Source organism: Lysinibacillus sp. G1-3 (assembly GCF_056322905.1).
Window position 1 is genome coordinate 14,419 of sequence record NZ_JBWHYQ010000032.1, and the last position, 23,173, is coordinate 37,591.

The 23,173-nt window shown below is 37.7% G+C and carries 18 protein-coding genes and 1 riboswitch; of the genes, 5 read left to right on the plus strand and 13 right to left on the minus strand.

The annotated features are described in order from the left end of the window. Nucleotides 1–251: 251 nt before the first annotated feature. Together nadE and ACVYAD_RS24045 are read right to left on the minus strand one after the other, a co-directional pair. Complete coding sequence (nadE, locus tag ACVYAD_RS24040; protein WP_476428179.1) at nt 252–1,076, minus strand: ammonia-dependent NAD(+) synthetase; 825 nt, start codon at nt 1,074–1,076, stop codon at nt 252–254. Nucleotides 1,077–1,098: 22 nt separating this feature from the next. Then, nucleotides 1,099–2,559 (minus strand): nicotinate phosphoribosyltransferase, encoded by a 1,461-nt coding sequence (locus ACVYAD_RS24045; protein ID WP_349661929.1) that lies wholly within the window; start codon nt 2,557–2,559, stop codon nt 1,099–1,101. A 312-nt stretch (nt 2,560–2,871) separates the two neighbouring features. Between ACVYAD_RS24045 and ACVYAD_RS24050 the strand changes: the two genes are divergently transcribed. Then, nucleotides 2,872–3,213, plus strand: a complete 342-nt coding sequence (locus ACVYAD_RS24050; protein WP_476428180.1) for a P-II family nitrogen regulator — start codon at nt 2,872–2,874, stop codon at nt 3,211–3,213. Nucleotides 3,214–3,226: 13 nt separating this feature from the next. Further along, nucleotides 3,227–4,522 (plus strand): ammonium transporter, encoded by a 1,296-nt coding sequence (locus ACVYAD_RS24055; RefSeq protein ID WP_476428181.1) that lies wholly within the window; start codon nt 3,227–3,229, stop codon nt 4,520–4,522. Nucleotides 4,523–4,615: 93 nt separating this feature from the next. Here ACVYAD_RS24055 and ACVYAD_RS24060 read toward each other — a convergent pair whose 3' ends face one another. Further along, complete coding sequence (locus ACVYAD_RS24060; protein WP_349661931.1) at nt 4,616–5,116, minus strand: methylated-DNA--[protein]-cysteine S-methyltransferase; 501 nt, start codon at nt 5,114–5,116, stop codon at nt 4,616–4,618. Nucleotides 5,117–5,220: 104 nt separating this feature from the next. On the opposite strand from ACVYAD_RS24060, the gene ACVYAD_RS24065 reads away from it, so the two are divergent. From ACVYAD_RS24065 to ACVYAD_RS24075, 3 genes are all read left to right on the plus strand, one after another. Then, the gene (locus tag ACVYAD_RS24065) at nt 5,221–5,952 is read left to right on the plus strand and encodes an ABC transporter ATP-binding protein (RefSeq protein WP_349661932.1); all 732 of its coding nucleotides are present in this window, start codon (nt 5,221–5,223) and stop codon (nt 5,950–5,952) included. After that, nucleotides 5,949–6,701 (plus strand): ABC transporter permease, encoded by a 753-nt coding sequence (locus ACVYAD_RS24070; RefSeq protein WP_349661933.1) that lies wholly within the window; start codon nt 5,949–5,951, stop codon nt 6,699–6,701. The genes ACVYAD_RS24065 and ACVYAD_RS24070 overlap by 4 nt, the downstream gene beginning before the upstream one ends. A 78-nt stretch (nt 6,702–6,779) precedes the next feature. Next, nucleotides 6,780–7,754, plus strand: a complete 975-nt coding sequence (locus ACVYAD_RS24075; protein WP_476428182.1) for a proline dehydrogenase family protein — start codon at nt 6,780–6,782, stop codon at nt 7,752–7,754. Between the two features lie 124 nt (nt 7,755–7,878). On the opposite strand, the gene ACVYAD_RS24080 is transcribed toward ACVYAD_RS24075, so the two are convergent. The 10 genes from ACVYAD_RS24080 to ACVYAD_RS24125 all read right to left on the minus strand — a co-directional run bounded on the left by ACVYAD_RS24080 (nt 7,879) and on the right by ACVYAD_RS24125 (nt 23,001). Then, on the minus strand, nt 7,879–8,433 hold the full coding sequence (locus tag ACVYAD_RS24080; RefSeq protein ID WP_476428183.1) for a methyltransferase: 555 nt from the start codon (nt 8,431–8,433) through the stop codon (nt 7,879–7,881). Between the two features lie 195 nt (nt 8,434–8,628). Further along, nucleotides 8,629–9,240, minus strand: coding sequence for a response regulator transcription factor (locus ACVYAD_RS24085; RefSeq protein WP_349661936.1), 612 nt, complete (start codon nt 9,238–9,240; stop codon nt 8,629–8,631). A 16-nt stretch (nt 9,241–9,256) separates the two neighbouring features. Next, nucleotides 9,257–10,405 carry a sensor histidine kinase gene (locus ACVYAD_RS24090; protein ID WP_432760169.1) on the minus strand — a complete coding sequence of 383 codons (1,149 nt, stop codon included), beginning with the start codon at nt 10,403–10,405 and terminating at the stop codon, nt 9,257–9,259. 138 nt (nt 10,406–10,543) lie between these two features. Further along, nucleotides 10,544–11,575 (minus strand): Delta(5) desaturase DesA, encoded by a 1,032-nt coding sequence (gene desA, locus ACVYAD_RS24095; protein ID WP_349661937.1) that lies wholly within the window; start codon nt 11,573–11,575, stop codon nt 10,544–10,546. Nucleotides 11,576–11,986: 411 nt separating this feature from the next. Continuing rightward, entirely contained in the window at nt 11,987–12,487 is a 501-nt protein-coding gene (locus ACVYAD_RS24100) for a GNAT family N-acetyltransferase (RefSeq protein ID WP_386830450.1), read from the minus strand. A 79-nt stretch (nt 12,488–12,566) separates the two neighbouring features. Then, on the minus strand, nt 12,567–15,998 hold the full coding sequence (gene metH, locus ACVYAD_RS24105; RefSeq protein WP_476428184.1) for a methionine synthase: 3,432 nt from the start codon (nt 15,996–15,998) through the stop codon (nt 12,567–12,569). Then, complete coding sequence (locus ACVYAD_RS24110) at nt 15,991–17,838, minus strand: bifunctional homocysteine S-methyltransferase/methylenetetrahydrofolate reductase (protein ID WP_476428185.1); 1,848 nt, start codon at nt 17,836–17,838, stop codon at nt 15,991–15,993. Before ACVYAD_RS24110 ends, metH begins: the two co-directional genes overlap by 8 nt. Nucleotides 17,839–17,934: 96 nt before the next feature. Then, nucleotides 17,935–18,034: riboswitch (SAM riboswitch) on the minus strand. Nucleotides 18,035–18,159: 125 nt separating this feature from the next. Continuing rightward, complete coding sequence (locus tag ACVYAD_RS24115; RefSeq protein WP_349661940.1) at nt 18,160–19,548, minus strand: protoporphyrinogen oxidase; 1,389 nt, start codon at nt 19,546–19,548, stop codon at nt 18,160–18,162. 280 nt (nt 19,549–19,828) lie between these two features. Next, nucleotides 19,829–21,118: a protoglobin domain-containing protein gene (locus tag ACVYAD_RS24120; RefSeq protein ID WP_476428186.1), complete on the minus strand. Its 1,290-nt coding sequence runs from the start codon at nt 21,116–21,118 to the stop codon at nt 19,829–19,831. A gap of 596 nt (nt 21,119–21,714) precedes the next feature. Further along, on the minus strand, nt 21,715–23,001 hold the full coding sequence (locus ACVYAD_RS24125; protein WP_476428187.1) for an SEL1-like repeat protein: 1,287 nt from the start codon (nt 22,999–23,001) through the stop codon (nt 21,715–21,717). Nucleotides 23,002–23,173 lie beyond the last annotated feature (172 nt).

The following is a 23,173-nucleotide window of genomic DNA, read 5'->3' on the forward strand; positions in this document are numbered from 1 at the left end:
TAATACAGAACCAAATTGCTTAAAAAAATAGAAAAGAGCTATAAGAAAAAATATCTTCCACTTTTTCTCATAACTCTTTTCCTAAATATTTATATATCAATCAAAGCGAAGCGACAGCAACAAATGTTTTTACTGTGCGAAAGCGTAGCGACAGCAACAGCAAATGTTTTTACTGTGCGAAAGCAAAGCGGCAGCGACAAAGCGCCCAGCCGGAACGGAAATCAACCCCACGCTATGGTGATAGCTATATATTACTTCCAAAAATCATCGAATATTGTAATTGGCATATGGCGTTTGTGCTGTGAACGTAAATAATGTCCTTCTAATGTTTTACGAGCTTCTTCAGGAATAGCCTTACCCTCTAAATAATCATCAATTTGGTCATACGTTAAACCAAGCGCCACTTCATCTGGTAATGAAGGACGATCTTCCTCTAAGTCAGCAGTTGGTATTTTTAAATATAAGTGCTCTGGGCAATCAAGTGCCTCTAACAACTGCTTACCCTGACGCTTGTTTAGACGGAAGATAGGCATTAAATCTGCACCGCCATCCCCAAATTTTGTGTAAAAACCTGTAATTGCCTCCGCAGCATGATCTGTCCCAAGCACAACAGCATTATTCATAGCAGCGATAGAATATTGCACCTTCATTCGCTCACGTGCCTTTTCATTCCCTTTTGCAAAATCGCTTAGTTCAATACCTGCATTCGTTAATGCTCTAACACTTGCATCGACTGCATCTTTAATGTTTACTGTAAAAGTTTTCGTAGGTTTGATATAGTCAATCGCATCTTGACAGTCCTTTTCATCTGCTTGCACACCATATGGTAAGCGAACAGCCCAAAATGAGTACTTCGCTTCTCCCATTTCGGCATTTAATTCGTCAACCGCAAGCTGCGTTAATTTTCCAGTTAATGTGGAGTCTTGACCACCTGATATTCCGAGAACAAACCCCTTTACAAAACTATAGCGACGCGCATATCCCTTTAAAAAATCAATGGATTTGCGAATCTCTTCCTGCGCATCAACAGTAGGTAATACACGTAATTCCTTTATGATTTCTTGTTGTAATGTCATTTTGTCCTTCACTCCTTACGCTTTACAATCGATTGACCATTTCACTTACTTCTTCAATATTGCGCATTTTATTATTCCAACATTTTTGGCTTAAATCGACTGGGTATTCCTCAGGATTCATAGCACGTTTATATTCATCCCATAGCAGTTCTAAATTATCTGCTGCATAATCGCGCATTTCTTCCAAAGTAGGATTTTGATAATGTATTTCGCCATTTTTAATCACTTGTTGATGTAGGTTTTTCGCTTCAAAGTTTGTAACAAATTTTGATACGAATGTATGAACAGGATGGAACATTTTAATGCGTTCCTCTGATTGAGGATTTTCATCGTGCATCGTAATGTAATCTCCCTCTGCCTTACCATTCTTTCTATCAATAATGCGATATACATTTTTAAGACCTGGCGTCGTTACCTTTTCAGCATTCGCAGAAATTTTAATCGTATCTTCTAATTGCCCATCGTTATTTTCAATAGCGACCATTTTATAAACAGCCCCTAAAGCTGGTTGGTCATATGCAGTAATGAGCTTCGTACCAATTCCCCACACATCAACTTTTGCACCTTGAGCCTTTAAGTTTAAGATCGTGTATTCATCTAAGTCATTTGATACGATAATTTTAGCGTTCTGGAAGCCTGCCTCATCTAACATACGACGTGCTTCTTTTGACAAGAAAGCTATATCCCCACTGTCTAATCGAATTCCAATAAAATTAATTTTGTCTCCAAGTTCTTTAGCCACTTGGATCGCTGTTGGCACACCCGATTTTAACGTATTGTAAGTGTCTACAAGGAATACGCAATCACGATGACGTTTTGCATAGGAGTGAAATGCATCATAATCATTTTTATAAGCCTGTACAAGTGCATGTGCATGTGTACCTGATACCGGTATATTAAAAAGTTTACCTGCTCGCACATTGCTAGTTGAAGCAAAACCACCAATAAACGCCGCACGCGTTCCCCAAATTGCTGCGTCCATCTCCTGAGCACGTCGTGTACCGAACTCCATCGCCACTTCATTTTTTATAATTTGTTTAATACGACTAGCCTTTGTTGCAATTAAGGTTTGGTAATTCACAATGTTAAGTAATGCGGTTTCAATTAGTTGCGCTTCCACTAACGGCGCTTCAATGCGGATAATTGGTTCATTAGCGAAAACAGTTTCTCCTTCCACCATAGAATACATATCCCCTGTAAAACGAATATTTTTTAAATACTCGATAAAATCCTCTTTATAACCAACCTCTTCACGCAAATACGCTATGTCTGAATCACTGAAGCGAAAATCACGTAAATACTCAAGAATTCTCTCTAATCCCGCAAAAATTGCATAACCATTGCCAAAAGGTAATTTTCTAAAATATAGTTCGAAAACTGCTTTTCTATTATGTATACCATCAGCCCAATACGATTCTGCCATATTGATTTGGTACAAGTCGGTGTGTAGCGCTAAGCTGTCATCTGCATAGTTTGATCTCACAAGAAACCCCTTCTTCCGCTTTGATAATTAGTCCTAGTATACACTATATACCCAAATTCTTGCGTATTACATTCTCCAACTTTAATGTTAGGTTTCCTCACACTAATAATCAGAAAATTTAGAAATGTTCACATTTTAGACACAAATTTTAATACCGCTTTCATTCCCCTTTTAAAAACATTTTCAGCAAACTAATACGAAAGACGAAATATTACATGTAACGAAACATAACATGAATGTTCAAATAATTATTGCGCCGTTTTTCATAGCGTTTTAACATGTAAATTAAATTTACTCAAGGAGCTGATATTGATGAAAAAAATAGAAGCGATCATCCGTCCCGAAGTTTTCGGTTCGGTCAGGGACGGACTTGCACAGGAAGGAATTGCTGGGCTCAGTGTTTCAGAAATTGCTGGCTGCGGTCGTCAATTAGGACGTACAGGGTTATTTCGTGGAAATACCTATGAAATTGAATTTTTGCCAAAGTTGAAATTAGAAATGATTGTTGATGATGAGAAAGTAGATTCTATTGTTGAAGTTTTATTACGTAAGGCAGCAACTGGCAAGGTTGGAGATGGTAAAATCTTCGTTTATCCAATAGAACAAGCAATTCGTATCCGTACAAAAGAAGTCGGATCAATTGCAGTAGAATAAGGGGGCGATATATATGGATGAAATAACATTATCTATAAATTTAGTTTGGATGATGCTCGGTACAATTTTAGTCTTCTTTATGCATGCAGGATTTGCGATGGTTGAAGCTGGCTTTACACGCTCAAAAAACGCGGTCAATATTATTATGAAAAACTTCCTAACTATTTCACTTGGTGGCATTGTCTATTTCCTCTGTGGTTACGCTATTATGTTTGGTGATTCAGTTGGCGGTATCTTCGGTACAAGTGGCTTTGCCTTAAATGGTGTAGATAATCTCTCCTTCTTTATTTTCCAAACAATGTTTGCAGCAACTGGAGCAACAATTTTATCTGGAGCAGTGGCAGAACGTACTAATATTTTTGCTTATATCGGCGTAATTATTCTCATGTCGTTACTTGTTTATCCTGTTGTTGGTCATTGGGTTTGGAGTGGGCATGGATGGTTAACAAATATTGGTTTTACCGACTTCGCTGGATCTACCGTTGTACATTTAACAGGTGCAGTTGCGGCATTTGTAGCTGCGGTAATGGTCGGTCCTCGTCTCGGTAAATATGAAAATGGTCGTGTCAACGTTATTACAGGACATAGTATTCCATTAGGAGCTTTAGGCGTATTTTTACTTTGGTTTGGTTGGTTTGGCTTCAATGGTGCTTCAACATTAGCTGCCGATCCTAAACTTGTACCAAGCGTAATTGCAAATACATTTTTCTCTGCTGCTGCTGGAGTTGTGGTTACAGCCCTTTATACAAAATTTCGATATGGTCATATCGATGGCTCACTCACATTAAACGGTGCTTTAGCAGGACTTGTAAGTATTACCGCTGGTGCAGCTAATGTTAGTATTGTGGGTTCACTCATTATCGGATTAATCGCTGCTCCATTATTGGTCGAGGGCGTCCGCTTCATTGAATGGAAGTTAAAAGTCGATGATCCTGTTGGTGCAATCGCCGTCCATGGTATCTGTGGTATTTGGGGTACTCTAGCAGTTGGCTTGTTTGATATTAGTGGTCAAGGATTATTTTATGGAGGAGGTATCGACCAATTAGGAGTGCAAGCCATTGGGGTTATTGCTACCATTGCTTGGGTTAGCGTTTCAGTAGCAGTTGGTTTACTTGTTATAAAAGCATTTGTGCCATTACGAGTTTCTGCTGAAGATGAAGTCACTGGCCTAGATGTCATCGAACACGGTGCTCCGGCTTATGAGTTTCAGGATATTTTCAAGGGCTCTGTAGTGCGAGGAGAATCATTTGCTCATCGTTTAACTCATTTCGGTAAAGCAAATAACAATGTCCAAGAAGAACATGTATAGTATTTATTGAACTTCGTCTTCTTTAATATAAAAAACAAGAATCTGCAATCTCTTCGGCAAACTGTTTACCCAAAGATTATGCAGATTCTTGTTTTATGCTCTCTCTAGCTCTAGTAAAAATTCTTTCATAGCAAGCCCACTACGGAAGCCTGTTAGTTTCCCATCTTTGCCAATCACACGATGACAAGGAATAATCGCTAATATTGGATTGGCGCCGATTGCACTGCCTACAGCTCTTACTGCTTTCGGATTACCGATACGGTGCGCAATATCTGAGTATGTTGTAGTTGTACCATATGGTAGCTCCTTCAAAGCATCCCATACTGCTAGTTGAAACGGCGTCCCTTTAACATGTATCGGTAAATCAAACTCAGTAAGTTCCTTATTAAAATAAGCAGATAATTGCTTAACATATTGCTGTACCTTTTCTTTATTCTCTTCAAAACGATAGCCTTTAAACGGCTTTTTCGCCCACACTTCCACCTCTTCGAATGGTGCATTTGGTGTTCCGATATATACTAGTCCATCATCTGAGGCAATGATATACATAGTGCCTTGTGCATATGTTAAAGTATCTACATATAATATATCCACTCTCTATCCCCCTTAACTTTATTGCCCAATGTTAAATAACTTTAGCTTCCCTTTGTTTCATGCTACAGTTATTTTACCTATTAGTATAAAGGAGTTTTAACTTTATGAATACGTCATATGAGCCTGCCATTCACTTTCAACAGGTCAGCTTTTCAGCGAATGACAAGACAATCTTACAATTAATTACTGGGTCATTTCCTAAAGGAAAAATCACTACATTAGTCGGTCCTTCTGGTGCTGGTAAAACAACTCTACTTAAATTGTGCAATGGACTATTATCACCTACTGATGGTCAAATATTAATTGATAATCAAAACATTGCTACATATGAACCAACCGCTTTAAGAAGACATGTGAGCATGGCTCTTCAAGCGGCCCCTATGATAGAAGGGTCTGTATTTGATAATCTTGCACTTCCTCGTTCGTTACAAGGAGAAAAGCTTACAGAGCAGGAAGCGATCCAATATTTACATGATGTCGGACTTGACCAAAGCTTTTTACAACGCCCTACGAATAAATTATCAGGTGGACAACGACAAAAGGTTTCTATTGCTAGAACACTTATTAATCAATCCTCCATTTTATTGCTAGATGAAATCACATCTGCACTAGACCGACAATCCGTGCAAGAAATTGAGACGCTTATTGCTACAATCAATAAAAAGTTTAATGTCACAATAATTTGGATTACTCATAATTTACAGCAAGCACTAACAATCGGCCACTATACATGGGTCATGATGGATGGGGAACTAATTGAAACTGGACAAAGCTCCTTACTTCACGCACCTAAAAATCCACGTGTCGCTGAATTTGTACAGGGGGTGATTGAATGACATATACTTCGCTTTCCTTAACGTTAATTTTTGTGTTAATTCCACTTCTACTATCAAAAACCTTAAAGCTAGGACTTGAAAAAGATACGCTCATCGCTACTATTCGTTCTATTATTCAACTACTTGCCGTCGGTTACATTTTAAAATTTGTCTTCGATGCTCAAAGCTATATTTATATTTTCCTCATGATTGCATTAATGATTTTAGTAGCAACACTCAATGCTCGTAAAAAAGGGAAAGGAATTAAAGGAATTACATGGAAAATAGCATTAACTCTCCTTACTGTTGAATGTGTTACACAAGGGGTATTACTTGGTTTTGATATTGTACCATCAACAGCGCAGTATATTATTCCAATTAGCGGCATGATGATTGGTAATTCAATGGTATTATCAGTTCTATTTTTAAATCGTTTTACATCAGAAATTGCAAGTCATCAGAACGAAATCGAGTTAATATTATCGCTTGGCGGCACACCAAAACAGGCTATTCAACGACAGCTAATGCATGCGATAAAAGCAAGTATGATTCCTACGATTGAAAGCCAAAAAACAATTGGTCTTGTTCAATTACCAGGTATGATGAGTGGCCAAATAATCGGTGGAGCAGACCCTATTCAAGCGGTGCAATTCCAACTATTAATCATTTTCGCCCTGCTAACCGCAGCGACTTTATCAAGCATAATGATAGGTTTTTTAAGTTATCCTGCACTTTTTAATGAACGCATGCAAGTTATTGAAACGAAATAATCGTTATATTAAAAACAATATATATTTTCTAAATTATGTTATAATAAAAAGAAAAATGCAGCAGTGAGGAGAATGACCATGTTATTACGCGATTTTTTCATCCATCTATCTGAGAACCAACTATTAAATAATACTGCAAAAAAATACGGCCTAAAATTAGGAGCACAAAGTGTAGTAGCTGGTACAAATATTGAAGAAACGATTGCTAGTATCAAAGAGCTAAACGCTCATAATATCTCTTGTACAGTAGATAATTTAGGAGAATTTGTTTCTACCGAAGAAGAAGCAACAAAAGCTAAAGAACAAATCCTTGCTGTTATTGAAGCTATTCATGAGAATAGCGTTGATGCGCATATTTCGTTAAAGCCATCTCAATTAGGTTTAGATATTGATGTTGATTTTTGCTACGATAACTTATATGAAATTGTAGAAAAAGCAGCAGCATATGATATATTCGTAAACTTTGACATGGAAGACTATGATCGTTTACAAACATCTTTCGAAATGGTTGAAGAGCTTTCCAAAACGTTTAATAATGTGGGTACTGTTATCCAATCTTATTTTTACCGCGCAAAGGACGATATTGAAAAATTCAAGGACTATCGCCTTCGTATCGTAAAAGGTGCTTATAAGGAGCCTGTAGAGGTTGCTTTCCAAGATAAATTAGATATTGATTTAAATTTCATTGAGCTAATTGAATATCATTTACTACATGGTAAATTTACGTCCATCGCAACACATGACCATAATGTTATTGCACACGTAAAACGCTTTGTAGAAGACAATAATATTCCATTTGATAAATTCGAGTTCCAAATGCTTTACGGCTTCCGTACAGATCTGCAAAAAGAGCTTGCAAAAGAAGGCTATAACTTCTGTGTATATGTACCATTCGGCGAAGATTGGTACGGCTACTTTATGCGCCGTTTAGCGGAGCGTCCTCAAAATCTTAATCTTGTTACAAAACAAGTATTTACGAAAAAAACGAACACAGTCCTTGCAGTAGCAGCAGGTGCATTCGTTCTTGGACGTTTAACAAAACGTAAAAAATAAAGATTCCAATAAAGAAGCCAGAAGCTTAATCAAATAAGCTTCTGGCTTTAGTTGTGGATTTTCAAACTCTGCGTGTCATAAAAATAATCAGTGGGGATGACCCCCAACTGATTAAAGTTTTATATTATTCAACATGTAAAGCAATAGTTGAAACAATTGCTTCAGCTGCATATTCCCATTTACCATCAATAAAACTACCTAATTTTTGCCCAAGTTCTTGTATCATTTCGAGCGTAACCGGGATATCATTCTTTTGTGCTAATGTAGCAAGAAATGGAGCAGATAAACTCGTCCAACCTCCACGGTCAATTTTAATCTCTACTTGCTTAACTTCTCCATTTTCTATATCAATACGATAGTATAACTGATCATCCGGACGCCAGCTTAAGTGATGGGAAATTTGCCCATTTACAACTGTTAAATCATCCTTTTTCGAAATAGAAGCTGGTTTTACATTAAATTCATGACCTAGTACATTTAATTTTTTAATTTCAGGACCGACTAATGCCGCTTGAACAGCTAGATCCATATTACTTTGTAGTGGGGTAGATGTCTCCGTTTCAACTACTGGTTCAACCATATCGTTGCTTGCAGCAAAGACGGCTGAAGGATATGCGCTAGTAAAGACAAATGTTGTTGCTAATAATGCTGTTGAAGTAACTTTCATAATTTTTCCCACAATTATTTCCACCCTTCCCATTAAAGTGATCATGTTTTTCTAAATATTATCATTAATAGTCAAAATATACAATATGCTAATATATTTTTTATATGACAAAAGGCACCGAATTTAAATAATTCAATGCCTTTTGTCTATTTTTAATCCAAACACTTTCTTAGGTATAAGGATATTCATGATAAGTTCTTAAGCTACTTACTTATTCCACCCTTTTTCCTTAAAACGAGCGATGGCTTCAATACGATTTCCAACATTTAATTTTTCTAAAATAGTGGAGATATAGTTGCGGACAGTTCCTGCCGATAAAAACAATTCTGCAGCAATTTCTTTTGTCGTCTTGCCCTCTGCAACGAGTGTCAGTACCTGGCTCTCGCGGTCAGTTAAAGGATTTTCACTATCATCCTCATAGACAAAATCAACGAGTTCAGGCGCATATATTCTTTTGCCGTCCATAATTGTGCGAATGGCACTGGCCAATTCTTCTATTGGACTATCCTTTAGTAGATAGCCACGAACACTGGCTTTTCTTGCACGCTCAAAATAACCTGGCCTTGCAAATGTCGTTAATATAATCACTTTACAATTAGAACCTGTGGCATGCAGTTCCTCGGCAGCATCCAATCCAGTTTTTACTGGCATTTCAATATCCATAATACAAATATCAGGCTGATGCTCTTCAACAAGCGCCAATGCTTCCTCGCCATTTTTTGCTAAGCCGACGACCTCCATATCATCCTCCATACTAAGTAATGAACGGAGTGCGCCTAATAGCATACCCTGATCTTCAGCAATTACAATTCGTATCATGTCACAGTCCTCATTTCTATATGTTCTTCAGATTTTCTTTGACCTTCTGATGCGTAATCGCAACTGGAATCGACACTGTTAATGTAGTGCCCTCTTCACTTTCGATTTTAAAAGAACCGTTTATAAACTCTAACCGTTCTCGCATTCCCTTTAATCCGTTACCCGTTTTCCAAGCTTGCTTTTTGGTGATTCCTTGTCCATTATCACGAACAACTAAATATATTTCCTTAAAATTTTGATGGAAGGCGATTTCGCATTTTGTAGCACCACTATGTTTAACGACATTATTGACTGCCTCTTTTAAGCACATGGATAATACATTTTCTACAAGCGGTGGAACTTGCAATGCATCTTTATCACCATCAAATACAAACTCCATTTCAGCAGCCTTTAATATTTGGGCAATACGCATAAGTTCGTCCTCAAACCTAGCCGTTCGCATACCTGATACTAATTCACGTACTTCTTTTAATGCAATACTCGCCGTTTGACGAATATCCTTAATCTCTGTTAGAGCCTGCTGTGGATCACGTTCAATTAATCTTGAAGCTAAGTCGCTTTTTAAGCCTATCATCGATAACTTTTGACCAAGAGTATCATGTAAATCCCGAGCAATACGTTGGCGTTCTTCAAAAACAATTAACTCAGCTATTCGTTCATTAGCAGTCTCAAGCTGACCCTCTAAATTTTCGCGTTTATTTTTTGAATAAATCGTAAGCGGGAGAAGCACAACCGCTAAAATTGTTAAAACAACAAATGGTAGTTGTGATAAAAATAAATGTAGCTCAACGAAGAAGCCAACACCTGTAGAAATAACCGTAAAACCGATATGTAGACCGTATATAATATAGAAGCCAACCGGTTTACGAAGATTTCCAATGAAGAAAGCTGTGAAAATTGATAAATACACATAGCCATACAATATCGTCATAACGATATTAATAACCATTTCAAAGCTAATCCACATATAAACAAGACCGTTTTTCGAATTCATGGAAAACCGATAGAAAATAAAATATAGCATTAAAAATGTAATACCAACTGATATTTCTATATAGGATGATTTTCTAAAAATGAAGAAAAACGGTAGGAAACAGAAAATAATCCATAAATATATACTGAGCACTGGACTATTCGGAATAATACTTTGCCATTTCCTCAACATAATCTCACGCTCTTTCCTACTTTTCCCTCATTATAACAAGAAAATTTATTTTATGCCTGCACATGATATTTACTGCGCTTGTTGTACAATGTTTACGTAAAACAGCCATCCCTTAGAAGAGATGGCTGAAAAATTCTACTAAGCAGCTAAACTGCCTCTTTCTTTTCGCTTAATTATTTCATTAACGTCTTTAAAGGTTACAAACTTGCTTTGCTCTTCATCATACAACTTGTAGCGTAATGATTCTAAGCTTGTACGTAACGTAATTGTCGTTGCAGTGTGTAATGGCGGTATGTCATTATGCGCCTTTTCAAGATTATAGTTCGGTACACGTGGAGCTAAATGGTGTACATGGTGGAAGCCAATATTGCCTGTAACCCATTGTAATAGCTTTGGTAATTTATAATACGAGCTACCTTCGACAGCAGCCTTTACATAATCCCATTCTGAGTCATGCTCAAAATAAGAATCTTCATACGTATGTTGGATAAAAAATAACCAAATGCCAAGAGAAGCAGCCACAAACAATGTTACTCCATGCACTAATAAAAATGCTTGCCATCCCATAAAGAAAATTAAGGCTGCACAGATTCCTGCCATGACTACATTTGTTAAATACGTGTTAATACGTTCTTTCTGTTTAGCATCACTTCGATTACGACGGTTTAAAATGAACACCATAAACAGTGGACCTAAGCCAAACATTACAAATGGATTACGGTAAAAACGATACCATAAACGTTGCCCTTTAGATGCTTGTAAAAATTCTTCCACTGTCATCATATCAATATCACCAATACCACGCTTATCTAAGTTCGAGCTAGTTGCGTGGTGAATTGTATGCTCACGTTTCCATTTTTCATATGGGAATGATGTTAACACCCCAGTTACAAAACCAACCCAGTCGTTTGCTTTTTTATTTTTGAAAAATGAACCGTGTGTACAATCATGGAAAATAATAAAAGTTCGTACGACAAATCCAGCAGAAATTACACTTAACCCAGCTGTTAACCATGGTGAAACATCCACTAACATATAGCCAGCTACCCAAAGAGCAATTAAAGGTATAATCGTATTAACCATTTGGAAGATACTTTTAGCCGTATCAGATTTCGCAAATGGTGCTACGTCTTGGCGCAGTTTTTTTGTTTTTTCTTTATCTGTTGCCATTATATTTACTCCCTCTTTTCCTTTTTTTCTTATGACCTCATCATAAAACAAGAGTACAATCATGCAACAGAAGCAAACATCATAAAAAGGATATGACATTTGTCATATCCTTTTGTAATGTGTTTAGGAATAAATATAAATTAATATGGCTCATCACTATAAAGTGGAGTTGATTTCCGTTCCGGCTGGGCGCTTTCCTGGGGTCGTCCGATGAGCCGCTTGGGCCAACATGATGTTGGTCACGAAGGCGTTATCACAGGACGTGATGTTTTTAGCCGTCGTTCCTTTATTGCTGATCCCCTAGGAGTCGCCCAGCCTACACTCCAATCAACCTATTATTTAACCCGTATTTCATCTTCAATCATTAGTATAAGCAGGCAAGCTGAAAAGATATGTCATGTCGAATACTTTCTATACTTTTGGTTCAGTTAACTGTAACTGATAAAATGCAAGATCTAGCCATTGATCAAATTTATAGCCTGCATTTTTAATTGTACCTACATATTCAAAGCCTAGTTTTTCATGTACTTTAATGCTTCCGATATTTTCACCATCAATGCCCGCTACGAGTGTTTTCACATCTTGCTCTTTAGCAATTCGGATAAGCTCATGCATTAATTGGATAGCTATTCCCTTTTGATAATGATCTTTATGCACATATACAGAGTGCTCCATTGTGTGCTTATAGCCTGGATATGGACGGAACTGACTATATGTTGCAAAGCCGGCTACTGTGCCATTTACGTCAAAGACTAGCAGTGGATTACCGATTGTTTGCTGCTCCTTGAACCATCGTCTTTTTTCTTCTAACGATTGAGTTTCATATCGATAAACGGCTTTGCTCGTTAAAATAATGTCATTGTAAATATCTAAAACACCAGGTAAATCTTTTTCTTCCATTAATCGAATCATCATGCTCACGTCCTACTTCAATTATGCCGAGGCTTTAACCTTAACCTCTTTACATAAAGTTATACCACTTTTCCTAGCATTACACATTAAAATACCGAGCATCTGGATGTGCAAAGACTATTGCTGAAACAGAAGCTTCAGGCTCCATCATAAAGCCTTCCGTTAAATGCACACCAATGTCTTCTGGTTTTAATAAGCCAAACAATTTCTCTTGATCTTCTAAGTTCGGACATGCAGGATAGCCAAATGAAAAACGCTGCCCTTGATATTTTGCTGCGAAACGATCACGCATTGTAAAATCTGTCGCATCCGGGAAGCCCCATTGATCACGAATTTCTTGGTGCATACGCTCCGCAAAGCCTTCCGCAAGCTCAAGTGCTGTAGATTGTAATGCATGACTTTCAAGGAATTTTCCTTCATCTTTTAGCTGACGAGCCTTCGTCATAACCCCTTGTCCAGCTGTTACTACCATTAAAGAAATATAGTCCATTTCACCACTTTCAACTGTTTTCAGGAAATCTGCAAGACATAAAAACGGTTCAACTTGCTGACGTGGGAAGGTAAATCGTTCAATTTCTGTTTTGCTATTTGCTGGATCATAAACAACGACATCATCCCCATCGGCTTGTGCAGGGAAAAACTGATACACACCCGAAGGCTTCAATAAATCACTTTGTAAATAATCGTCGACTAAATCTTTTAACTCTGTTGCCCTTGCATCGCCAGCATCAAGCAACTGCTGTACTTGACCTTTTAAGCCTAGGTGATGTCCAAGTAATGTCCGCATATTAACATATGGATATAAATGCGAAACAGCGTAATCTCTCTTTACATGGCGTCGCAAATCAGCCGGAAGAAAGACAGACGCTTCCTTTACCGTGCGTACAGGCTTAACAGTTACTTCTTTAGCCGGGCGAGCCGCTCTTTTTTCGTCTGCCTCTAAGCGTTTTTTGCGAGATTCCTCAATTTCAACTAAGAAATCAGCACGTGTATCTGCCCCCATTAACCGATTTACTTGCTCTAATCCTTGCATCGCATCCTTTGAATAAATGACAGGACCATTATATTCGCCAGCAATTTTTGTTTCAGTAAAGCGACGAGATAATGCCGCTCCCCCTACTAAAATAGGGACATCAATACCCGCTTCCTTGAAATCTTGAGCTGTAATAACCATTTGCTGTGCTGATTTTACAAGTAAGCCTGAAAGCCCGATGAAATCTGGCTTCTCCTTACGAATCGTTTCTATTAACTGAGCAGGTGTTACTTTAATGCCAAGATCAATTACCTTATAGCCATTATTACTTAAAATAATATCGACAAGGTTTTTCCCAATATCATGCACATCGCCTTTTACAGTAGCGAGTACCATTTTCCCCTTGCCAGCACTCTCTTCATTTTTCTCCATGAATTGCTCTAAATGTGACACTGCTGCCTTCATAACCCCTGCTGATTGTAACACCTCTGCTACGATGAGCTGATTATCGTTAAATAAACGGCCAACCTCTGCCATTCCGTCCATTAATGGGCCATTAATAATATCAAGCGGTGTTTCGAAAATTTCACGAGCAGCATCTAGATCCTCAATAAGCCCTTCCTTTGTACCTTCTAAAATATAGTAAGCTAAGCGACCTTCTACTGTTTTCGGAATATCTGCCTCTGTTTTTTCCTTCTTTTTATCACGATAGAAATCCGTGAAAACAGCTAATGTTTCATCATTTGTATGGAAGAGTAAATCATTGGCTAGCTTAATTTCCTCCTCAGGAATGGATGCATAACGTTCTAGCTTCTCCGTATTCACAATTGCATAATCTAATCCAGCCTGTGTACAGTGATATAAATATACGGCATTTAATACTTCACGACCTACTGGTGGTAATCCGAACGAAATATTACTTACACCAAGCACCGTTAATGTACGTGGCATTTTTTCTTTAATCAGGCGAATTCCTTCTACCGTTTCAAGTGCTGAACCAATATACTGCTCATCTCCCGTTCCTACTGGGAACATTAATGGGTCAAAAATAATATCTTCAGGAGCAATACCCCACTTTTCTGTTAGCAATTTATAGGAACGTTCAGCAATCTCAAGCTTGCGCTGTCGATCAACCGCCATGCCTTGCTCATCAATTGTCCCCACTACTAAAGAGGCACCATATTTTTTCACTAGCGGTAAAACTGCGTCAAAACGCTCCTCGCCATCCTCTAGGTTTATAGAGTTAATAATGGCTTTCCCTTGAGAAAACTTAAGTGCTTCCTCAATTACTTTTTCATCTGTCGAGTCAATTACAAGAGGTACTTTTACTTTTTTTACAACCTCCTGCATAAAGCCACGTATATCTTCTAGTTCATCGCGGTCAGGGTTTGCTAAACAAATATCGATAACATGTGCTCCATTTTTCACCTGGGCACGCGCGATTTCTGCAGCTTCCTCAAACTTCCCGTCAATAATTAAATTTTTAAACTTACGAGAACCGATTACATTCGTCCGTTCTCCAATAAATAACGGACGCATAGAATCGTCATACACCAATGGCTCGATACCAGAAACTACATGACCATGTGTGGCATCTGGTAATTGACGAGGCTTTTGGTCCTTTAGCACTTCTCGAATAGTAGCAATATGTGCTGGAGTTGTACCACAGCAGCCTCCTACAATATTTAACCACCCCTTTTCCGCAAAGCCTTTTAGCTTTTGTGACAGCGAATCAGGTGACTCATGGTAGCAGCCTTCCTCGTCAGGTAAGCCTGCATTCGGGTAACAGCTAATATAGCCTGTTGAAAGCTCTGCTAGTGAACGGATATGATCCGTCATAAACTCTGGTCCAGTTGCACAGTTTAAGCCAACTGATAATGGCTTAATATGCTCGATGGAAATGTAAAAAGCATCAATTGTTTGACCGGCCAATGTTGTTCCCATCGGTTCAATTGTTCCTGATATCATCACAGGTAGCTCTTTTTCAGTTGCCTTAAAAGCACGAGATACCCCTAATGTTCCTGCCTTAACATTCAACATATCCTGACTAGTTTCTAGCAACAGAACGTCAGCTCCGGCTTCGATTAATGCCTTGGCCTGAACATAGAAGTTTTCCTCTAATTCATCAAATGTAATACCACCTGTAACTGACAAGGTTTTTGTGGTTGGTCCCATAGCCCCCGCTACAAAACGTGGCCAATCGGATGTAGAAAACTCATCTACTACTTTGCGTGCAATTTCCACAGCACGTGTATTGATTTCTTCTGCCTTCGCACCAAGATCATATTCATTTAATACAAGTGGAGTACTTCCAAATGTATTTGTACAAATAATATCTGCTCCAGCTTCTAAATATTTTCTATGAACTTTTTCAAGCACATCTGGTCTAGTTAGCACGAGATTTTCATTACAGCCATCATATTCCTCGCCGCCAAAATCCTCTGGTGATAAATTTTCATTTTGTAGCATTGTACCCATTGCGCCATCAAGAATTAAAATTCGTTTCTCTAGTTGTTCTTCAATCAAGTGCTTAGCCATTTATACTTACCCCTTTTTTCTGTTCATCCAATTGCTCAATAAATTTCATCAATTCTAGTGTCATGTCATAGCGTAAAAATGGTGTGATGAGGTAAATACCATTGAAATATTCCGCTGCTACTTCTACTAATTCCTTGGCAATTGCAATCCCTTCTAGTGTTGCGCGTTCTTTATCATCGCCACATGCCTTCATACGGGCTAACACATCATCGGATAGTTTGATGCCTGGCACTTCATGATGTAAAAACTCCGCACTTTTATAGCTCGTTACTGGCATAATACCTATATAAATTGGTGTTTCTAAATGCTTTGTCGCCTCGTATATTTCCACGATTTTTTCCTTTGTATAAACAGGCTGCGAAATAAAATAATCTGCCCCATATTCAATTTTCTTCTCTAATCGAGATACCGCGCGATCTAGTACACGTACATTAGGATTAAAGGCAGCCGCTACAGAGAAATTCGCCTTTTTACGAAGTGGTTTCCCCGAGAACGATACACCTTCATTTAACTGTTTTATTAATTGGATTAGCTCCATTGAAGATACGTCATAAACGCTTGTGGCCCCTGGGAAATCGCCCACCTTCGTCGGATCTCCAGTCACTGCTAAAATATCGTGAATACCTAGTGCATTTAATCCCATTAAATGTGATTGAAGTCCAATTAAATTACGATCTCGGCATGTTATATGAGTTAACGGTCGTACCCCGTGTGTTTCTTTCAGTAAGGCACCCATTGCGACATTACTAATCCTTGGAGAAGCAAGTGAATTATCTGCCATCATGACTACATCTGCGCCCGCCTCATATATTTTTCTTGCTCCCGCAATAAAGCCTTCAATTTCTAAATGTCTTGGTGTATCTAATTCCACTATAACTGAGCGTTCTCGTTTTACTTTTACATGTAATGGTTCGTAATTTGCTGGCTCAGCCTCACGGACAATCTCTACTTTTTCTGGCTTTGCATACTTTTCTTCGACTGGAGATAACTCCTCTAAGTACTTTTTCGCTGCAGCAATATGCTTTGGTGTCGTACCACAGCAACCACCAATTAAACGTACCCCCTGATCACGAAGCTCTACAGCTGCTCGACCAAAATAATCTGCCTCCGACTCATAAACGACACGGCCATCCTCTACATCAAGAAGAGAAGCATTCGGATACGCTGACATAAATGCTTTCTTAGGAAGCTCCACACCTTCAAATGCTTGTATTGTATGGTGAGGACCTAAGCGACAGTTAACACCTACGAGATCAGCACCTAGCGCTTCAAGTTCATGTAAAGCGTTATTTAAGCTCATTCCATTTTGTAAAATTCCTGGTTCGTGCATAGAAACTTGAGCAATAATCGGTAATTTCGTTTTAGCTCGTAGCATTGCTAAAGTCGCTGTTAACTCTTCAAAATCATAATATGTCTCAAGTAAAAGGCCATCTGGATTTCCTGCAAGTAAAACGGTTGCCTGCTCATCAATTGTTGCTAAAATTCCCTCTAACGTTGCGTCGCTTTTTCGAATACCACGGATTCCCCCAATAGTACCTAAGACAAATTGTCCACCATCTGCCGCTGCTCGTTTTGCAATCGTTATAGCAGCTTCATTAAACTGCTGCACACGAGATTCTAATCCATAGCGGGCTAATTTTATGGCATTAGCTCCGTAAGTGTTCGTTTGAATAATATCGGCACCTGCCGCTATATACTCTCTATGAATCTTTTCAATTAATTCAGGTCTTTGTATATTCATTTCCTCGTGGCAATACTCCAAGCCATAGCCATATAAAACTGTACCAATTGCACCATCTGCTGTAAGAACATGCGTTTTTAACCTTTCAAGCAATCCCATAAAACTAGCCTCTCTTCCTTTATTTATAAAAATTAAAATGCAAAAAGCCTTCTTTTACATAAAAAGAAGGCTTTAACGTTTCGTCATTGTTTTTCCTTCTCATCTTCGACACTACGGTCCTCTGGATTTAGCACCTGACAATAAGTTGGTTGCTGAAGCTTCATAGGGCCAGTCCCTCAGCTTCTCTTGATAAGAATGTTGTATGAATTTTTTAAATAATTAAAAGAATCATATCGTTTACGAACGATTGAGTCAAGACTATTTCACAGAACAGAGGTAAAATCTCACGAAAAATACCATATTTTGATTTAAATCAAACAATTACGATAGTTTTTCAGCAAGCTCCTCACCAATTTTTTTACCATTTTGAATACACGCACCTATGCCCACTCCGAAATAAGAGCAACCCGCTATTGATAAATTCGGATAGTTTTTCTCAAGCTCTTGTACGAGACCTTGCAACGCTTCACGATGTGCCAAATCATACTTTGGCATTTGGTCGATCCATTTTGTCACGTCCACAATTGTTGGAGTTTCCTCAATCCCCAAGCTTTTTCTTACATCCTCTAGAGCAACCGCTGCTAACTCTTCATCTGACATCAAACGCAATCTCTCATACTCAGGGTTAATGCTCTTATAAAAAAGTCGTACAAGTAATTTTCCTTCTGCTGACGTGTGTTTCCACTTGCGACTTGTCCACGTTGCTGCATTACAAATAACATCCGAATTATGTGACACAATATAGCCTGTTCCATCCGCGGGTAATCTATTATCTGGTACATCAAACCCTAAGTAAATCGTAATGGCGGATGCAGTATTGAATTGTTCAAAATAGCCGTTCAAAGATTCATCCTGCAATAAGCTTTGTACCGCTTCATTTGGCAGTGCCATGACAACATGATTTGCTTCAATTATTTTACCGTTTGCTAATGTAACGGAGTACTGATTCTCCTGCTTTTTAACACTTATAGTGGCAATCCCTTTTATAATTTCTACATCCGTTAATGTTTCTTCAAGTCGATCAATTAATGACGATAAACCATTTTTAAATGAAATAAATTTTTTATTGGCGGCTTTCAAAAATTGTTCCCTGTTTGCATCAAAGCCTTTAATAATACTACCGTAATCGTTTTTGTAATCGATTAAATACGGTAAAGTGGAAGCAATTGAAAGTTGATTTAAATCTCCCGAGTATACACCTGCAAGTACGGGCGCTATTTGGTTTTGAACAAGCTCCTCACCTAAATAGTACGTTAAAAATTCCCCAATCGAACTTTCCTTTGTAAACTCTTCATTTGGCATGGTTAAATCCTTTAATGCTTCTTTTTTACCTTTCTCTGATACAAGCGTGCTTTCCTCTAGAGATTGTAAGCTCATAGGAATACCAAACGTTGAATCTGCTGGGATAGCATGTAGCTCATTATTTGTGAAAATATACGAAACACCCGTTTCGTTATACACAAGATTTTGTTCAAAATTAAGTTCTTCTACTAACTCCATAACACCTTTATGACGCGCTACTATAGAATCTGCTCCTGTTTCCATGATAAAGCCTTGTTCATATGCAGAGTGAAGCTTACCACCAAGGTATGTATTTTTTTCAACGAGTACAAGCTTTACATTTAAGTTTTTCTCCTGAACTTGACGTTGTAAATAATGCATCGTACACAAACCCGTAATTCCGCCACCTAATACAACTACTGTTTTCATATTAACCGCCCCTATTTTTAGTTCTTTATTTCAGTATAAACTTTTTTTATCGAAAATTACGTTAAACCCTTTACAAATTTAGCAAAAATGGAGCTATCCAGCGCATAGGATAGCTCCATTCTTTTCTATGTTCAATTAGTATATATTGAATTTAACAGCATATTTTCACCGGTATTTTTATCTACCTAGCGGATCGTATATATTAACAGTTGATATAGTGTTATTATACACTACAGTGTAAAGCATCTTTATTTTTCTTTGTCTCTTGCTTTTCACTTCATTAATTTAAATTTTGTGCAAAGCTAGCTAGTTCTTCAGCGGAATTTTTCACTTCATTAAAAGCAATACCTAATTGACTTAGTACTTCTACTATTGCTTGTACTTCTTTTTCCATCTGTCCATTTTGTTCTTTGGCTTCGGTCATAGCGTCCAATATATTAGTAAATTGGCCTTCCGTTTGAACCATGTTTTCCTCACCAGAAGTTACCTCTTCTTGAATATTACTAAGCGAGTGAACAAGTTTATCAGTCCGCTCATTCGTTTTATGTAATAAAGTCGCAACCGATGTGACAGATTCCTTTGTTTGAATCGATAGTTTTCTCACTTCATCTGCAACAACACTAAAGCCTTTACCCGCTTCTCCAGCGCGAGCCGCTTCTATTGCCGCATTTAAAGCTAACAAGTTCGTTTGATTAGCAATATTTGTCACAACATTCATAATCGATTCCATTTCCCTTGACATATCTGCCAACTGTGTAATATTTTCCGCTATACCATCAAGCGAATTAATAATATTACTCATATTTTGCGATTGATTCTTTAATCGTTCACGACCTTCTAATGCCTGACTCTCAGCCATAGTCGACACTTGAAGTGATTTTTTTGCCAGTTGTTTAATTTCATCCGATTGTTCACTTAAGCGATGAAACGAGTTGTTTGTTTCCAATGATATTGTGGCAAGACCTTCCGAAGACGCTACGATTTTTTTCTCTATTACTTCTTTTCTACGTTCTATTTTTTCATGAAGCTGCTCAATGGTATGCTCAAAAGCCTCTAAAACTAACTGTTGCTCAAAATTAGATATTTTTGAGATAGCCCTAATTGTATTAAGTTGATCCATTGGATGATGAACATGTTCTTCAACTAAGTCAATAAATGATGCCGTTAAATCTTGAAAAGCACAAATATACCATTGTGTTTTAAGCCCGATATGTACATGTACTTTAGCAATTTTAACTCTTCTTTGATAAAAATCATCATCAATCGTACCATTAAACATTTCAATAATATGACGTCTTAAAGTAATTTTCAGCTTCTCTACAGAACTATGTTTATTAATAATATCTACTAGAGTACGTTCAGTTACAATCATTTCATAAAATCGATTAACAATGTTATCAATATTGCCTTCTACAAAAGGTTGAAAGGCTTTTAAATATTGTAAATCCCGCTCCGTCAATTTAAGCAAATCAATTTGCTTTTTTATTGAATTGCGATTCGCTATATCCATTTTTACAATGTATTGCTCTAAATCTAACGCCGTTGTCTTTCTCTGTTTTTGAAAAATCACACATTTACCCTCTTTCATGCCGTGTACTTTTAAAAGCTGAGAAAAATTTTATTCCATTCACTTAAAAATAAAAAAACATCACCATAACGTACAGTTGATTTCCATTCGGGCTAAGCGCCTTCCTGTGGAATTGTCATCCCTAACTTTTAGTGAGAACACCCTCAGTATTACTTATGACTCTGTCCCTTTGTTAAATCAACTAAAAATGGTAACTTTATAATTAGCTATCGCTACTAACTACCTTTCAAAATCCCTCATATACCTTATACATTTTATAAATAGCTGTCAATTTTTATAATTACATTTTTTTACATTAATTGAACAAAAAGTACCTGTTGTCTTACTTATTATCTAAAACAGCAAAAAAGCTACCACAATACTTTTGGGTAGCCAATTGACATCATCTCTGTTTTTTTTATGCTTATTTTTCCTTTGTTTTAGTTCGAGGTAATACCACTTTATTATATTGATATTTTAACGGCCAATCACAACTGATAATATATACCCATTAATAGCAACAGAACTAAAACTTAATATCTATATCAAAAGGGGTAATAATTGAATCTAAAAACCTATTACTTTTTAATAAAAAATACTTACTCCCCTTTCAATTCTTGCAGTAAAATTGCCGCTTCCGCACTTCCAGCATCTGCTGCAAAACCATACCATTTTATAGCCTCGTTAATATTTCTAGCTATTCCTTCCCCTTTATTGTATATGTGCCCTAGTTGTAATTTTGCTTCCGAATCACCTTGAAGGGCGGCCTGTTTAAACCAATGAATACCTTTTTCAATATTCCGTATACCTGTTAACCCTTGGCTCCAAATAAAGCCCAAATCATAAAAGGCATCGACATGATATTGCTTCGCTGCTCTTTCATACCAATATAATCCACGATTCACATCTTTCGGTTGCCCTAACCGACCCTCTAGATAGATTCCTCCAAGCCTATATTGTGCCTCAATATAGCCTACTTCAGCAGATTTTTTATAATAGCTACAAGCTTGCTCCTCATCTTTGTCGACTCCTAATCCCTGCTCGTATATAATTCCGAGTGTAAACATGGCCTCTGCCACACCATGTTGTGCGGCAAATTCGAACCACTTCTTCGCAAGTACCAAATTTTCTGGCACTCCCTCACCGTTAAAATACATATCCGCTAAATTATTCGCGGCATCCGGATGCCCTTGCTTTGCTGCAGCCTCGTACAGCGAAAAAGCCATGTTATAGTTTTCTTCTACACCTATACCTTCAAAGTGAAAATTACCTAGAGCATATTGTGCATCAGCATTATCTTGTGATGCTGCTAACTCGAACCACTTCACAGACTTTTCTGGTTGGAAATATGTCCCGTCGATAGCACTATAATAATCACCAAGTTGAAACTGTGCATCCGCATCCTGTTCCTCGATGGCATCTTTGTATAAGTCAATGATTACTTCATGATCAAGAACTTCTTCGTCAAATGCTTCAACTTGCTCATTTTGATGAATAAAATACCATTCCAATATATCAAGTACATCATCAACAACTTCAACGCAATTAGCTAACTTCTCCAATGAAGAAATTTGCCAAATGAAAATATAGATAGGGAGTGGAATTGCTTCACGCAGTAAATCATCATATTCAGCTAAAAGCGTTAGCACATTCTCCTGTACTGACTGTGTCTGTTCTGGATGTATAATTTGTAAATGTCGTTGTTGTTTTTTTTTCAATAGTCCCTGCACAACTTGATATACAATTTTGTGCACGGCTGCTAACTGTACTTCTTTGACTGCTATCATATCAATGTTTTGCGCAAAACACGTATCTTGCGTTTGCGCGAGCTTTTGTAGGGACACTATTCGCTCTTTATTTTTTTTTGCTAAAAATTGCCCATACATTCGTTTTCCCCCTCGCACACTACTATCAATTTCGCCTTGGCATAATTGTTGCTGTCGCTACGTTGCACTGCGCTTTCGCACAGAAAACATTTGTTGCTGTCGCTACGTTGCACTGCGCTTTCGCACAGAAAACATTTGTTGCTGTCGCTACGTTGCACTGCGCTTTCGCACA

Excerpts from the sequence above, each read along its gene's own strand:
- metH (WP_476428184.1), bottom strand. The coding sequence starts at position 15,998 with ATGGCTAAGCACTTGATTGAAGAACAACTAGAGAAACGAATTTTAATT.
- ACVYAD_RS24090 (WP_432760169.1), bottom strand. The coding sequence starts at position 10,405 with ATGTTGAGGAAATGGCAAAGTATTATTCCGAATAGTCCAGTGCTCAGT.
- ACVYAD_RS24055 (WP_476428181.1), top strand. The coding sequence starts at position 3,227 with ATGGATGAAATAACATTATCTATAAATTTAGTTTGGATGATGCTCGGT.
- ACVYAD_RS24070 (WP_349661933.1), top strand. The coding sequence starts at position 5,949 with ATGACATATACTTCGCTTTCCTTAACGTTAATTTTTGTGTTAATTCCA.
- nadE (WP_476428179.1), bottom strand. The coding sequence starts at position 1,076 with ATGACATTACAACAAGAAATCATAAAGGAATTACGTGTATTACCTACT.
- ACVYAD_RS24125 (WP_476428187.1), bottom strand. The coding sequence starts at position 23,001 with ATGTATGGGCAATTTTTAGCAAAAAAAAATAAAGAGCGAATAGTGTCC.
- ACVYAD_RS24050 (WP_476428180.1), top strand. The coding sequence starts at position 2,872 with ATGAAAAAAATAGAAGCGATCATCCGTCCCGAAGTTTTCGGTTCGGTC.
- ACVYAD_RS24075 (WP_476428182.1), top strand. The coding sequence starts at position 6,780 with ATGTTATTACGCGATTTTTTCATCCATCTATCTGAGAACCAACTATTA.
- ACVYAD_RS24115 (WP_349661940.1), bottom strand. The coding sequence starts at position 19,548 with ATGAAAACAGTAGTTGTATTAGGTGGCGGAATTACGGGTTTGTGTACG.
- ACVYAD_RS24085 (WP_349661936.1), bottom strand. The coding sequence starts at position 9,240 with ATGATACGAATTGTAATTGCTGAAGATCAGGGTATGCTATTAGGCGCA.
- ACVYAD_RS24100 (WP_386830450.1), bottom strand. The coding sequence starts at position 12,487 with ATGATTCGATTAATGGAAGAAAAAGATTTACCTGGTGTTTTAGATATT.
- ACVYAD_RS24065 (WP_349661932.1), top strand. The coding sequence starts at position 5,221 with ATGAATACGTCATATGAGCCTGCCATTCACTTTCAACAGGTCAGCTTT.
- ACVYAD_RS24110 (WP_476428185.1), bottom strand. The coding sequence starts at position 17,838 with ATGGGATTGCTTGAAAGGTTAAAAACGCATGTTCTTACAGCAGATGGT.
- desA (WP_349661937.1), bottom strand. The coding sequence starts at position 11,575 with ATGGCAACAGATAAAGAAAAAACAAAAAAACTGCGCCAAGACGTAGCA.